Raw genomic sequence first — 14,257 nt, forward strand, 5'->3', positions numbered from 1 at the left:
CAAAACTCTCTTTCCGGGGCAGAGTTGGGCCAACCGGACAGAAATCGGTCCTCGGTAGTTTAAAACCGGCACCCACCTTTCGGCACGGCGGGGCCCCCCGGTAGTCTCCGTCGGACTTTCAGCTTCGCGGGGGGATCGCGGCTCGGACAACCACCGGGTCCACCCGCGCTCCCGGGCCGCGCCCGGACACTCCCGTGAGGTTTTCCTTGTCCATCTCCATACCTCGCAGTCTGGCCCTGGCCGGTGCCGCCGCGCTCGCCGCGTCGATGGCCCTCACCGGCGCCCAGGGCGCCGTGGCCGCGGCCACGGGCTCGCCCTCGGCCGCCGCCGCGCCGCAGGCCGACAAGGCCGCGCACCGCCAGCTCGACCTGTCGCTGGACGGCGTGCCGGGCACCTTCGTCGCCGGCGGCGAGTCCAAGCAGTTCAACTTCACGATCGACAACAACACGAAGACGGACTTCGTCTTCTACCCGCTGCTGAAGTTCAAGAACGCCCAGGGCACCCTGAAGGCGAAGGACCTCAAGGTCGAGTACCAGCTGCCCGAGTCGCTGGACAAGACCCGGACCTGGAACCCGGCCGGGGTCGCGCCGGGCGGCGGCGACACCGACGACGACAGCGTGCTGTTCCTGCTCGCCAAGCTCCTCGACGGCGGCATCCCGGACTACGAGAACTCGCTGCTGGCCGCCACCAAGGGCAGCAGCGTGACGGTCACCGTCCGCGTCACCGTGGCCAAGGACGCGCCGCGCGGCAACGCCGGCGTGGTTCCGGTGGTCTTCTCGGCCGAGGCCGAGGGCAAGACGCCGACCGGCGAGGGCGAGTTCAGCTGCGACGGCATCCGCGGCAAGCGCTTCAAGATCGTGGCCGACGGCGGTGGCAAGCCGAGCCCGACCGCCACGCCGTCGACGACCAAGCCGACCACCCCCAGCACCAGCCCGACGGTGAAGCCGACCGGCAGCCCGAGCACCAGCACCTCGCCGTCGCCGAGCGCCTCGACGACCCCGAGCACGACGGCGACCCCGTCGACCTCGGCCACGCCGTCCACGACGGGCACGCCGTCGACCTCGGCCACGCCGTCGACGACCGCCACCCCCTCGACGACCGCCACGCCGTCGACCTCGGCCACTCCCTCGGCGAGCACCACCCCGTCGACCTCGGCCTCGCCCTCGGCGAGCACCACCGCGACGCCGAGCGGGAGCACCTCCCCGAGCGCGCCCGCGACCGCCGCCCCGTCGAGCCCCGCGCCGACCCAGGACGACGGTGCCGCCGGGCCGATCGACTTCCCGGTGAGCGTTCCGGCCGTCAAGCCGCTGCCGATCACTCCGGCTGCCGTCGTCAAGGCCAAGTCCAACGCGGACAAGGCGCTCGCCACCACGGGTGGCGGTGACGACACCACCGCCATCGCGATCGCGGGTGGCGCCGTCCTCGCGGCCGGTGTCGGCACCCTGGTCGTGCTGCGCCGCCGCCGCACCGCGCAGCAGGGCTGATCCCGGTCCGTCCCGGCCCACCGCCGAGGCACACCGCCTGAAGCGGAACCGCCCGTGCTCCCGTACCCCGGGGGCACGGGCGGTTCCGTTCGGTCGCCTAGGATGACCGGCCGAGGGGGCGGCACGGCGGACGAGGTACTGGGGTGCGTGGAACGGGCGCGGGGCGCCGGGAGCGGTCAGGACGGCCGGGACGGGCCTGGACCGACTACGAGGCGGCCACCGGCCGGATCGCGGGTCTGCCGGTGCGCAGACACCACGTTCTGCTGCTGGCGTGGACGGTGCTCTGGTTCCTGCTGGTCGAGCCGAGCGGCGGCTTCTCCTGGCACTACCTGCGCCAGGGCGAGGAACTGCTCTTCAGCGACCGGTCGGACGGCGGTCTCGCCCTCTACGCGCACCACCCCGAACTGCAGATCGGCCCGGTCAGCCTGGCCGTGGCCCGGCTCTTCGCCCCTTTCCCGGGGCACTCCGGCGAGGTGCTGGCCGAGGCGGTGATGTCCGGCCTCGGGCTGGCGATGCTGGTCCTGGTGGGCCGCACGGCCGCCCAGTACCACCTGGGCACCGGCACCAACCACCGCCGGCTCCAGCAGCGACTGCTGGTCGCGGGCCTCGCGTTCATCCCGATGTGGGTCGAGGTGTCGGTCCGCTTCGCGCACCTGGACGACGTGCTGGCGCTGTTCTTCACCACCCTCGCTGCGCACGAGCTCAGCCGGGGCCGGGCCGTCGCGGTCGGGGTGTACCTGGCGCTGGCGGTGGACTCCAAACCGTGGGCACTGGCGTTCGCGCCGCTGATCCTGGCCCTGCCCAGGGCCAAGTGGGTGCGGACGGGGCTCTGCTTCGCCGGGCTGGTGGCGGTCGCCTGGCTGCCGTTCTACCTGGGTGACCTGGACACCATGGCGGCCGCGAAGTTCACCATCCCCAACCAGACCGCCTCGGCGCTGCGCTGGTTCGGGGTGACCGATCCGACCACGCCCTGGTGGGACCGCCCGGCGCAGTTCGCCCTGGGCCTGGGCCTCGGCAGTCTGGCGGTGTGGCGCGGCCGCTGGCCGGCCGTCGTCCTGCTCGGGGCGGACGCCCGGATCCTGCTCGACCCGAGCGTCTACACCTACTACACCGCGTCGATCATGCTCGGCACGCTGCTCTGGGACACGGTGGGGCAGCGGCGGCTGGTGCCGTGGTGGAGCTGGATCGCCCTGGTCGCGCTGTACGGGGGCACGCTGTTCCTGCCGTCCGACCCGGCGCGCGGACTGGTCCGGCTCGCGTTCGTGGTTGTCTCGGCGGGGTGCGTACTGCTCCTGCCCGCCCAGCGGCAGCGCGGCACCGGCCGCCGTCCCCCGGGCCGGGGAGGTTCCGGGGGCGGGCCCGGCGGTGGCCTCCCGCAGCAGCGGACGGGTCGGCGGCGGGCCGGCCGGCGGCGGACCGCGCCGTCCCCGGCGTCCCCGGCGTCCGGGCGGCGGGCCACCGTCCAGGCTCCCTAGGGCCGGTCGGACACACCCCGGGAGCTGCCGGACCACCCGTCCTCCCGGCCGTCGAACAGCAGCGCCGCCAGGCCGAGCCCGGCCGCCGCTCCCGCGCACTGCGCGAGGACGAAGCCGGGGACCGAGCCGGGCGCGATCCCGGTCCAGCCGTCGGTGAGGGCCCGGCCCAGGGTCACGGCCGGGTTGGCGAAGCCGCCCGAGGAGGTGGCCCAGCAGGCCGCGACCACCCAGAGGCCGACCAGCGCCGGGACCAGCCGACCCCGCCCGGCGGCGGTCGCCCCGGTCACCACCAGCAGCAGCGTCCCGGTGGCCACCGCCTCACCGAGCCACAGCGCGCCGTTCCCGCGCGGCACCGCCGAGAGCCGGAACACGGGGTGCCCGAACATCGCGTCGGCGAGTCCCGTGCCCGCCACCGCGCCGACCGTCTGCGCGGCGGCGTAACCGACCGCCTCGCGCAGCGGGAGCCCGGCGGGGGTGCCGCGACCGGTCCACCAGGCACCCGCGGTGATCAGCGGGTTGAGGTGCCCGCCGGAGACCGGGCCGAACAGGGTGATCAGTACCGTCAGGGCTGCCGCGGCGGCGCCGGCGTTCGCCAGGAAGCGCAGCCCGGCGTCCGAGGTCAGGGCGTCGGCCTGGCGGCCGGAGCCCACCACGACGAGGGCCAGCAGCGCGGTCCCGACCAGTTCCGCCGCCAGCCGTCGGCCCGGCGGCGGCGGTGCGGCGGTCCGGTCGGTCGGACCGGTCACGGCGGCCGGGGAGGAGGCGGTCGACCGGGAGACGATCGCCAGCGAGTCGGTCGGTGGCGTGGGCCCCGGCAGCGGCGCTCCGGGCGGCACGGGCGGTACGGGCGTGGTCACGCGCACATGCTGGTGGCCGTCCGCCCGTCCCGGCAATTGGCCGGACCCCACAAACCGGGGCCCGCCCGGCCCGGCCGGATCGGAGACTTCTCCACCGGAACCCGACACTGGACTTGACCCTCACGCAACGGGAGGAGGCAGGGTCGTGGTCAGCACGAAGGGAGTACCCCGATGAACAGCGAGGACGAGGGCGGCCGCACCGGACACACGGTCGGCGCGGTGGCGCGGATCGCCAAGGTGACCGTCCGGACCCTGCACCACTACGACGGGATCGGCCTGCTGTCCCCCCGGGGCCGCACGCGGGCCGGCTACCGACGGTACGACGAGGCCGACCTCGGGCGGCTGCAGCGGATCCTCTTCTACCGCGAACTCGGGTTCCCCCTGGAGGAGATCGCGGCCGTTCTGGACGACGACTCGGTGAGCCCGAGCGAGCACCTGCGGCGTCAGCACCGACTGCTGACCGACCGCATCGCCCACCTGCGGAAACTGGCCGCGGCCGTCGAACACGCCATGGAGGCAGAGAAGATGGGTATTCAGCTGACCCCGGAGGAGAAGTTCGAGCTCTTCGGCGAGGACTACCGCGAGGAGTGGGAGGGCGAGGCCGAGCGGCGCTGGGGCGACACTCCGGCCTGGGCGGAGTCCCAGCGCCGCACCGGTGGCTACGACAAGGGCGACTGGGAGCGGATCAAGGCCGAGGCGGACGCGCTCAACGCCCGCCTGGTCGAGCTGTTCACCGCCGGCGAGCCCGCCGACGGCGGCCCGGCCACGGACCTCGCCGAGGCGCACCGGCAGCACATCCGCGACAACTTCTACGACTGCACCTACGAGATCCACCGCGGTCTCGCCGGGATGTACGTCGCCGACCCGCGGTTCACGGCGGTCTACGAGCAACTCGCCCCGGGCCTGGCCCAGTGGTTGCACGACGCCGTGCTCGCCAACGCGGCCCTCCGCACGGGCGGCGGGCAGGACTGACGGCGGGCAGGACCGACGGCGGCCCGTCCGTCGGGGCGGCCCGTGCGGCCGGTGCCGTGCGGTACGTGCCGCGCCGGGCACCCGCCCGGGAGGTCACGCCACGCCGCGGCCGAAGGAGCGGCGGTAGGCCGTCGGAGAGGTGCGCATGACGCGCCCGAAGTGGTGCCGGAAGGTCGCGGCGCTCTCGAACCCCACCGCGCCGGCGATCTCCTCGACGCTGCCGTCCGGCGCCTCCAGCAGCGGCAGGCTGGCCGCGACGCGCTGGCTGATCACCCAGCGCATCGGGCTGGTGCCGTTGCGGGCGGTGAAATGACGCAGGTAGGAGCGATCGGACATCCGGGCGGCCCGGGCGAGCGCGGTGACCGTGAGCGGGTCCGCGAGGTGGTCCAGCGCCCATTGCATCGAGCGGGCGACGCCGTCGTCCTCCTCCTCGACCGGCCGGACGGCGGCCTCGATGAACTGGGCCTGGCCGCCGTCCCGGTGCGGCGGCACGACGAACCGGCGGGCCACGCTGTTGGCGACCTTGGCGCCGTGGTCGCGCCGGACCAGGTGCAGGCAGAGGTCGATCCCGGCCGCGCTGCCGGCACTGGTCAGCACCGATCCGTTGTCCACGTAGAGCACGTCCGGGTTGACCCGGACGGCCGGGTGGCGCTGTCGCAGCAGTTCGGCGTACCGCCAGTGGGTGGTGGCCTCGTGGCCGTCGAGCAGGCCGGCGGCGGCCAGGGCGAAGGCCCCGGAACAGATCGAGACGATCCGGGCGCCGCGCTCGTGGGCGGTGCGCAGCGCCTCCACCAGGGCGGGGGAGACCGTCCCGCCGAAGGCGTTCGGCACACCGGGGACCACCACGGTGTCGGCGGCGGCGAGGTCGTCGAGGCCGTGCTCGGCGGTGAGGGTGAACCCGCCGACCGAACGGAGCGGCGTGCCGGGGCGGTCGGCGCACACCCGCAGCCCGTACCAGGGGGAGGCCAGCAGCCCGCTCAGCTCGGGCCGGGCGAGGCCGAACACCTCGACCACGACGCCGAGTTCGAACGGGGTCATGCCGTCGAAGGCGTAGACCGCGACCTCGTGCACCGGCTCCGGCCGACGCCCGATGGTGACGGCCACGGGGCCCGTGACGGTACCGGGGGCGGTACCGGCGCCCGCACCGGCGATCACGGCATCGGCGGCGGTCGCGCGTTCCTCGGGCATGGGACCCCCTGCTGACGGGTGCTGGCGGAATGCCGGTGAGTGTAGCCGTTCCGGCCAGTTCGAAATTTCCTTCGAACCATCCGCAACTCCTGGGGAGGATGGGCGTCTGACAGGGTGAGGGCCGATCCGGCGCGGGCACGACCGCACCGGTGCCGGGCTTCGCTCACCGGCCGAGTCCGACTACCACGGGGAACCCACCATGCGTCCGTCCACTGTTCGGCGTCTCGTCAGGACCGTTCCACTGGCGGCCGTCGTCGCCGGCGCGGCCGGCTACGCGCTGCTGCCGGCCGAAGCGGGCGCGGGCGCCCGGTCGGTCCGGAGCGCGGCGTCGGCACCCTCGGGCGTGGCGCTCGTCGCACCGGTGGCCGACGCGCGGTCCGCCGAGGACGGGATGTCGCCCACGGCGGCGGCGCCGGGCGCGAGCACCCCGGCCGGGACGCCGGGCACGGGTCCGGCGGGCACCGCGTCGGTCGCACCGACGGGGTCCGCCCCCGGGGCGGCCGCCCCGACCGCCGGGACCGGTCCGGCGTCCGCGGCCGCGAAGCCGGCCGGTCCGGTCCCCGGGGCAGGGCCGGCACCCGCCGGGGCCGCCCGACCCTCGGGCCTCACGTCGGGCCCGGCCCCGGTCACCGCTCCGAACGGCGGCCCGTCCCCCGTGTCCGGCACCGCCCCGGCCTGGCCGGAGGAGATGCCCGGCACGGTCGCCGAGCGCGTGGACGTCTCGATCCGCTCGGTCAGCGGCGCCTGGGAGATCCGCGGCGGCGGCAGCTACTTCGAGTTCGAGGTGACCTGGGCCAACGCCACCGACCGGCGCTTCGACGAGATCGTCCCGGTGGTCCGGGTGCTCCCGTTCGACCACCCGGCCGCCGTGGCACGGCTCGGTGCGACGGCCAAGGGCCTGCTGGACCGCAAGGACATCGACGAGTGGCGCGAGGTCAAGCCGGACCAGAAGGGTGTGGACAGCGGGCCCCAGCAGGGCGCGTTCGCGCTCGACCCGGGCGAGAGCCGGGCCGTCCGCTACCGCCTGACCCTGGCGGCCGACAGCATGTCGGGTCGGCTGCCGATCCAGGCCGACGGCTATGTCGGGCGCGGTGCCAAGGCGGTGTCGGTCGGCGGTACCCAGGCGCGGATGAACGTGACGACGGGGCAGCCGGTCCGGTTCTCGGCGACGAAGGCGACGGACATGACCGCCGGCCGGATCCCCACCGAACTGCGGGTGGAGCTGGCGAACCTGGACGCCACCGGCGACCACACCGTGTCGCCGCTGGTCAGGGTGACCGACCCGCTCGGCCGGAACACCACGCACGGCCTGGTGCCGGGCGACCTGTCGGCCGAGGTGCTGGTGGACGGTGAGTGGCGCCGGCTGTCGGGCGCGCTCGACGCGGACGGTCAGGTCCGGCTGGACACCGGTGGGCTCACCCGGGTGCTGGCGCCGGGCGAGACGGCCGTCTACCCGTTCCGTTTCAACGTGCCGAAGGGCTGGAGCGCCGGCAGTGGACTGGAGTTCACGGTCGGCGGGACGGCCGACGGCGGCGCCCTCCCGACGCAGAAGGCCCGGCCGCGGATCACCTGGATGGCGGACGACATGCCGAAGGCGTCCTCCTAGCCGCGCGCCGGAGCTCCGGCGCACCGCCGGCTGAGCCGAACGGCGCACGCCCCGCTCCGGTGCCTGACCGGTCCGGTGCGTGACCGGTCCGGTGCGTGACCGGCCCCGGCCTGCGGGCGGTCGCGAACGACACCGGGCCCGCCACCCAATGACGATGTCCTGACGCACCGGCCGAGCCGGGCCGCGGTCGGGGGGAAAGCGAAGACGGATGTCCATGGCCATCGGGCGCGCCGCCCAGGACGCCGACGGGCGGGGGTTCGGCCTCCGCCGGCTGGCGGCGCTGCTGTTCGGCGCCCGGGAGACACAGGGCGCGAGCGAGATCCTCGACGTCCCGGTCACCACGCGGACGGCCGGCCGGCGCCGGGCCGGCTTCCGGCTGCTCGCCGGCGGCGGCACCCGCGAGGCCGGGCCGACGCTCACCGAGCTCTACCTCACGCACCGGCTGAGCCTGGTCCGGCTCGCCGTCCTGCTGGTCGACCATCAGGACCAGGCCGAGGATGTCGTGCAGGAAGCTTTCGCCAAGCTGTACCAACGGCACGGGGACGAGCTCGACGACCTCGACAACGCGCTCGCCTACCTGCGCACGGCCGTGGTCAACGGGGCGCGCTCGGTGCTGCGTCGCCGTCGCACGGCCCGCGACTACGTGCCGCCGCACGTGGCGGACGCGCCCTCGGCGGAGGACCACGCCGTCCTCCACGACGAGCACCGCCGGGTGCTGGTGGCCATGCAGGAGCTGACCGCGCGCCAGCGCGAGGTGCTGGTGCTGCGCTACTGGTCCGACCTGTCGGAGTCGGAGATCGCCGAGATCCTCGCGGTCTCGCGCGGTACGGTGAAGTCGACCGCGAGCCGGGCTCTGGACGCCCTGGAGCGGAAGCTGGAGAGCGCCCGATGAGCGACGACCGCCCTCCCGCGTCCGGCCATGAACCGGACGGCGCCGGTTCCGACTCCCAGCACCCCGACCCCGAGCACCCCGATCCGGAGTGTCCCGATCCCGAGCATCCCGAGCCCGTCCGCCCCGAGGCCGTCCGCCCCGAGCCCGTCCGCCCCGAGCCCCCGCGCCCCGGCCCCCACGGGGACGGTCCGCGCGGCAACCGGAGTGCCGCGGGCGGCGCCGGCGTCACCGCCCCGGTCGGCGGGGAGTCGCCGATGGAGCGGCTGCTCCGGGAGGCCCTGGCGGCCCGGGCCGCCAGGATCACCGCCCAGGACCTGCGCCCGGCCGACCCGCCGAAGGGGCCCCGCAACCGCAGACGGCCCGCCTACCTGGTCGGCCTGCCACTGATGGGGCTGGCCGCGGCGATGGTCGTCGGCGTGCTCACCGTCCCCTCCGACACGCTCGCCGACAAGGGCGACGACGCGCCGGCGGCGACGATGAGCGACGGTCCGCAGCCGACCCGGGGCGGGGACGGGGCATCCCCGACCGGCTTCGCCGCGCCGCCCGCGGACGGGACCGCCGGTCCGGTCGGGGAAGCGGACCGGGCGACGGCCGGAGGTCCGCCGCCCGCGCCGGGAGCCGGCACCGGACCGGTCCCGCCCGGTGAGCAGGGGGACGTCCCCGCGGCGCCGGGGGCCGGGGCGGGAGCGCCGGTCCCGCCGCCCGGCGGTGCGGGGGCCGGGGCGCAGTCCGCTCCACCGCCCCCGGTGGCACCCGCGCCCGCCCCCTCGGGAACGGTTCGCCCGGGCGGCGGTGTCACGCTGAGCTTCGACGGCCTGGCGGGGACGGAGGCGATCGTCGGCGCCGGTCCGACGACCTTCTCGGTGACCTGGCGCAACACCACCCAGCGGCCGTACGACGCGGTGGCCCCGGTGGTGTCGGTCCGGACGCTCACCGGCACCGTCCGGTCCGGCCGGTCGGTGCGCGGCCGGCTCCAGCGCGAGGAGGAGGGCGGCGGCTGGACGGACGTCCCGCTGACCGTGGGTTCGGGCGCCTATCTGGCCTCGGGCGACGCGGCCGCGTTCCCGCTCGCCGCGGGGGCCGTCCGGACGGTCCGCTACCGGCTGGACCCCGCGATCGACAGCGCGGAGGGGACCCTGCTGATCGAGGCCCTGGCCGTGCTGTCGACCACGCCGGAGCGGTACGAGGAGGGTTCGGCGCTGGCGCCCCTGCTGCTGACGAGCGCCCCGGCGGCCAGCCGGACGGCGCCCGAGCTGAGGATCACGTCCACGCCGAGCGACGGGGTGATCGCCGGGCGGCCCAGCTACTTCTCGATGACCATCAGCAATCCGGGGGCGGCGCCGCTGGCCTCGGTGGTGCCGACCCTGGTGCTGACCGGTGCGGACGCGGCCAAGGTCGTCGTCGAGACCAGGTACGGCGGGGGCGCCGCGGTCCGCAGGCTCCCGGTCGCGCCGGACGGCAACGGCCAGCTGGTCGTCGACACCTCGCTGCTGGAACGGCTGATGCGGCCGCGCGACTCGAAGTACCTGGAGTTCCAGTTGAGCGTCCCGGAGGACTGGAGGCCCGACGCCGACTTCGCGATGGTCGTGGGGGCCAGGGGCGACGGCCGGGACGCGGCTCCGGTGGTGCTCCGACCGAGGTTCGTGCCGGCGGCGGCGGACTTGTGACCGTCCCGGCCGGCCCGCGGCCTCCGTTCGGGCCTCCGCGTCGGCCTCCGTACCGGTCTCCGCACCGGCCGACGGACGTCGGCGGTCCGGCCCCACTGCTCGGGGGCCGGACCGCCGACGTCCGGGTCGTCCGGGTCGTCCGGGTCGTCCGGGGCTCACCCGCCCCGGCGCGCCGTCGGACGCGGGCCGTCGTCAGCCCTGGTTGAACGAGGCCATCCACGCCTCGACGTCCTCGGCCCGGCGCGGCAGGCCGGCCGACAGGTTCTCGTTGCCGTCGGCGGTGACCAGGATGTCGTCCTCGATCCGGACGCCGATGCCGCGGTACTCCTCGGGGACGGTCAGGTCGTCCTGCTGGAAGTAGAGGCCGGGCTCGACGGTGAGCACCATGCCCGGCACGAGCAGCGCGTCGACGTGCTCCTCGGTGCGGGAGTGGGCGCAGTCGTGGACGTCCAGGCCGAGCATGTGGCCGGTGCCGTGCAGGGTCCAGCGGCGCTGCAGGCCGAGCTCCAGGACCTTCTCGACGTCGTACACCGAGGCGTCCAGCAGGCCCCAGGCGAGCAGCCGCTCGGCGAGCACCCGCTGCGAGGCGTCGTGGAAGTCGCGGAAGCGGGCGCCCGGCTTCACGGCCGCGATCCCGGCCTCCTGGGCATCGTGGACCGCGTCGTAGATCTTGCGCTGGAGCTCGTCGAAGCGCCCGTTGATCGGCAGGGTGCGGGTGACGTCGGCGGTGTAGAGGGTCTCCGTCTCCACGCCGGCGTCCAGCAGCAGCAGCTCGCCGGGGCGGACCTCGCCGTCGTTGCGCACCCAGTGCAGAGTGGTGGCGTGCGCGCCGGCGGCGCAGATCGAGCCGTAGCCGACGTCGTTGCCCTCGACGCGGGCGCGGCGCCAGAAGGTGCCCTCGATCCAGCGCTCGGAGGTGGCGACGGCCTGGCCCAGCTCGCGCACGCAGTCGGTGAAGCCGTTGACGGTGGCGGCGCAGGCGGCGCGCAGCTCGCCGATCTCCCACTCGTCCTTGACCAGCCGCAGGCCGCTCAGGAACTCCTTGAGTTCGGCGTCCTTGTCGGCGTCCAGCACATCGGCGAGCGCGGCCTCCAGGCCGGCGTCGTAGCCGCGCACGATCCGGGTCGGCACGCCGTCGGCGGCGCGGTCGGCCAGCTCGTCGGCGGCCTTGCGGACGTCGCGGACCGGCAGGCCGAGCAGCTGCTCCTGCTCGGTGAGGCTGTGCCGGCGGCCGACCCACAGCTCGCCGTAGCCGTCGAGCCAGAACTCGCCGTTCTCGCGGTCGGAGCGGGGGAGCAGGTAGAGGCCGAAGTCGTGGCCGGTGGCACCGGTGGGCTCGGCGACCAGCACGGCGTCCTCGGTGCGGTCACCGGTGAGGTGCACGTACTCGCTGGAGGCGCGGAAGCCGTAGTCGGTGTCGTTGGAGCGGATCTTGAGGGTGCCGGCCGGGACGACCAGGCGTACGCCGGGGTGGGCGGCGGAGAGCGCGGCGCGGCGCTCGGCGGCGTAGGCGGCCTGCGGGACCGGGGTCAGGCCGTGCAGCTCGGTGTCGGCCCAGCCGGACTTCATCGACGCGGCGAGTTCGTCGGAGACCTCGGAGTAGAGGCCGTTCTTGCGGCCCTTGAACTGCTTCGGTTCCTCGTCGCCGCCGGCGGCCTCGGGGTTCTCGGCCACTGCCGGGGTGCGGTCCTCGGTCACGTACGTCGCCTCCTTGCGCGTGGTGCCGCCCGGGGCGCGTCGGATCACGACACAGGTGGGCGGCCGTGCGTCCATGGTACGGACGCCCGGCCGTTCACCCGTTCGGGCCTTCACTCGAACGTGTCAGGCCGGGTCGGGGTGGGCCGTGCGGGGCGGGCCGTGCGGTGCCGGGCACTGGTACCGACACCGGTACGGCACCGGCACCGGGCGGTCACTCGAAGCGGGCGGCGAGCAGCATCAGGTCGTCGGTGGCCGAGGCGGCGCCGGAGCGCCGGGGGGCGGCCGTGCCGTCCCGGTCGGCCGGGTCCTGGCCCGCCGCGCGGCGGTCGGCCCGCTCCCGCCGGTCGGCCTCCCGCTCGGTCGCGGCCGCCAGCAGGTGGGCGCAGAGCCGTTCGGGGTCGGTCCGGACGTCCCGGGGCGCGTCGGCGGCGGCCCGGCGCAGATCGGTCTGTCCGGAGTGCAGGGTCGGGCCGAAGCGGCGGGCCAGCCCCTCGGTGTAGAGGATCAGCGTGTCCCCGGGCTCGGCGGTGAACTCGACCCCGGGCGCCTCCCAGCAGGAGAGCATGCCGAGCGGCGCCGAGAGCGAGGTCTCGACGAACTCGGCGCCGTACCTGGTGACCAGCACCGGCGGGCAGTGGCCGGCCCCGGCCAGGGTGACCCGGCGCTCCTCCGGCTCCACCCAGGCGTACACGGCGGTGGCGCTGCGGGTCGGCTCGGTGGTCTTGAGCAGCAGTTCGAGGTCGCCCAGGACGGACACCGGGTCCTCGCCCTCCAGTACCGCGTACGCCCGCAGCGCGGCCCGGACCCGGCCCATCGCGGCGGCCGCGCCGGGCGCGGAGCCGGGGCCGGCACCGGGGCCGTCGCCGGAGACCGACCCGACGGTCAGCCCGACGGTGCCGTCCGGCAGCGGGATCGCGTCGTACCAGTCGCTGCCGCAGGAGCGGTCCAGTCCGGCCGGGGCGAGCCGGGCGGCCAGCCGGAGCCCGGCGGGCTGCGGGAGGCGGTCGGGCAGCAGGCCGCGGCGCAGCGCCTCGGTGGTGCGCCGGACCTTCTCCGCGTCCAGCTGCTTGGCCAGCAGCGGTGCGGCGACCTCGGAGTAGCGGCGGGCCAGCTCGCGGCGGCGGTCGGTGGGGTCGGCGGGGCCGTCGTAGAACCACAGGGCGGCGGCCAGCGGACCGTCCTCCTCGGTGGCGAGCGGCAGGCCGTAGCAGCCACCGAGGCCGAGCTGCCCGGCGAGCTCGCGCAGCCGGGCGCCGATCGCCGGGTCCTCGGCGAGGTCGTGCGACCGCACCTCGGCGGGCCGGTCGTGCTCGCGCAGCAGCCGGGCGAGCAGGCTCTGCTCGGGCGGGACGGTCTCCAGCGCGCCGAGGCTGGAGCGGTCCAGGCCGAGCCCGACCGGCTGGCTCGGGCCGCCGCCGGGCAGCACGGTGACCAGCAGGGCGCGGTCGGCGCCGAGCAGCGCGGTGCCGGAGGTGAGGACGGCGTCCAGGGTGGCGGCGAGGCCGCGGGCGCGGGCGAGCCGCTCGGTGTGCTCGTGCAGGCTGGCGAAATCGGACAGTCGTCCGGCCAAACGGTCCTGCACACCGCTCGCGGCCGGGGCCGTGTCGTCGGTAGCGCCGGGGTCCGGTGCCGCGTCCGGGTCGTCCTCCGGGCGGCGGTCCGCGCCCTCGGGGCGTCCGCCGCCCGGCTGGGCGGCCGTGGCCGGGCCGTGGAAGCCCGGCGGGTCGAGGACGGAGAGGCCGCTGGTGCCGCCGGGCTCGACCGGCTCGGAGGACGCCGACGGTGGGGGGGACTCGGTCATGCCGCCACTCCTGACGCGGTGGTACGTGTCACGCGGATCATGCGGAACCCCCCGGGAACGGCCGTTGTGGAGCGAGTACGGCCAAAGGGGCGCGTTTCGCCTCGATTCGCTACTACTCGTCATTGATCGACAGCAATGCCACCACTTCTACACAGGCCATTCGGGGCATGTCCAGAGTCATGACAAGGCGGGTGGCCGGTTCCGGGCCCGGTGGGGCCGGTCGGGGGGCGCGTTCTGCTCCGCGCGCGCCGGTCGGTCGCGCCACGGTTCGTCGGGGCGCGACGGCTCCGCTCGGCGGGCATGGAGCGGCCGGTCAACGGGCAGAACCGAGGGGACGGTTCCGGCGGCCGTCCGGATCGTATGCCTTTACCGCCGGCCGGCCGGGCCGGCCGGAAGCGACTCACTCGTACGGTGGAACCAAGCGCGCCCGGGCGGCGTCCATCCGGTCGCATACGGGATTCTCGTTCCAAGGGCTGTTCTATTCCACGGCCCTTTCACATCGTGCTCCACCGCGTGCTCCAGGCCCGCGCCGCAGTTCGAACCGCCGTCCGCACCGCCGCTCGCCCCGTCCGCCGTTCGGCCCCGGCCCGGCCCCCGGTCCGTTCCCTCCGTCCGGT

11 protein-coding genes are annotated in these 14,257 nt (G+C 75.4%); 6 read left to right on the forward strand and 5 right to left on the reverse strand.

Going from position 1 to position 14,257, the window contains the following annotated elements:
• The first annotated feature begins 206 nt into the window (after nucleotides 1-206).
• Both ACIQ9P_RS11380 and ACIQ9P_RS11385 read left to right on the forward strand, forming a co-directional pair.
• Nucleotides 207-1,484 carry an LPXTG cell wall anchor domain-containing protein gene (locus ACIQ9P_RS11380; protein WP_402353354.1) on the forward strand — a complete coding sequence of 426 codons (1,278 nt, stop codon included), beginning with the start codon at nucleotides 207-209 and terminating at the stop codon, nucleotides 1,482-1,484.
• Between the two features lie 143 nt (nucleotides 1,485-1,627).
• Nucleotides 1,628-2,959 (forward strand): hypothetical protein, encoded by a 1,332-nt coding sequence (locus ACIQ9P_RS11385; RefSeq protein WP_402353356.1) that lies wholly within the window; start codon nucleotides 1,628-1,630, stop codon nucleotides 2,957-2,959.
• Here the strand turns inward: ACIQ9P_RS11385 and ACIQ9P_RS11390 are convergent.
• A complete protein-coding gene (locus tag ACIQ9P_RS11390) occupies nucleotides 2,956-3,816 on the reverse strand; it encodes an aquaporin (protein WP_402353359.1) in 861 nt (286 codons plus the stop codon). The genes ACIQ9P_RS11385 and ACIQ9P_RS11390 overlap by 4 nt on opposite strands.
• A 171-nt stretch (nucleotides 3,817-3,987) precedes the next feature.
• Here ACIQ9P_RS11390 and ACIQ9P_RS11395 point away from each other — a divergent pair, with 171 nt between their 5' ends.
• Entirely contained in the window at nucleotides 3,988-4,788 is an 801-nt protein-coding gene (locus tag ACIQ9P_RS11395) for a MerR family transcriptional regulator (RefSeq protein WP_402353361.1), read from the forward strand.
• 93 nt (nucleotides 4,789-4,881) lie between these two features.
• Here ACIQ9P_RS11395 and ACIQ9P_RS11400 read toward each other — a convergent pair whose 3' ends face one another.
• Complete coding sequence (locus ACIQ9P_RS11400; protein WP_402353364.1) at nucleotides 4,882-5,976, reverse strand: helix-turn-helix domain-containing protein; 1,095 nt, start codon at nucleotides 5,974-5,976, stop codon at nucleotides 4,882-4,884.
• Between the two features lie 270 nt (nucleotides 5,977-6,246).
• The gene (locus ACIQ9P_RS11405; RefSeq protein WP_402353366.1) at nucleotides 6,247-6,438 is read right to left on the reverse strand and encodes a hypothetical protein; all 192 of its coding nucleotides are present in this window, start codon (nucleotides 6,436-6,438) and stop codon (nucleotides 6,247-6,249) included.
• 193 nt (nucleotides 6,439-6,631) lie between these two features.
• On the opposite strand from ACIQ9P_RS11405, the gene ACIQ9P_RS11410 reads away from it, so the two are divergent.
• From ACIQ9P_RS11410 to ACIQ9P_RS11420, 3 genes are all read left to right on the forward strand, one after another.
• Nucleotides 6,632-7,582, forward strand: coding sequence for a hypothetical protein (locus ACIQ9P_RS11410; RefSeq protein ID WP_402353369.1), 951 nt, complete (start codon nucleotides 6,632-6,634; stop codon nucleotides 7,580-7,582).
• A gap of 208 nt (nucleotides 7,583-7,790) precedes the next feature.
• A complete protein-coding gene (locus tag ACIQ9P_RS11415) occupies nucleotides 7,791-8,474 on the forward strand; it encodes a SigE family RNA polymerase sigma factor (RefSeq protein WP_402353372.1) in 684 nt (227 codons plus the stop codon).
• Entirely contained in the window at nucleotides 8,471-10,141 is a 1,671-nt protein-coding gene (locus ACIQ9P_RS11420; protein WP_402353375.1) for a hypothetical protein, read from the forward strand. Before ACIQ9P_RS11415 ends, ACIQ9P_RS11420 begins: the two co-directional genes overlap by 4 nt.
• 192 nt (nucleotides 10,142-10,333) lie before the next feature.
• Here ACIQ9P_RS11420 and ACIQ9P_RS11425 read toward each other — a convergent pair whose 3' ends face one another.
• Both ACIQ9P_RS11425 and ACIQ9P_RS11430 read right to left on the reverse strand, forming a co-directional pair.
• Complete coding sequence (locus ACIQ9P_RS11425) at nucleotides 10,334-11,839, reverse strand: aminopeptidase P family protein (RefSeq protein WP_402353378.1); 1,506 nt, start codon at nucleotides 11,837-11,839, stop codon at nucleotides 10,334-10,336.
• A gap of 211 nt (nucleotides 11,840-12,050) precedes the next feature.
• Complete coding sequence (locus ACIQ9P_RS11430) at nucleotides 12,051-13,640, reverse strand: PP2C family protein-serine/threonine phosphatase (protein ID WP_402353381.1); 1,590 nt, start codon at nucleotides 13,638-13,640, stop codon at nucleotides 12,051-12,053.
• Between the last annotated feature and the right edge of the window lie 617 nt (nucleotides 13,641-14,257).

The organism is Kitasatospora sp. NPDC094019 (genome assembly GCF_044764505.1).
Taxonomy (GTDB): Bacteria; Actinomycetota; Actinomycetes; order Streptomycetales; family Streptomycetaceae; genus Kitasatospora.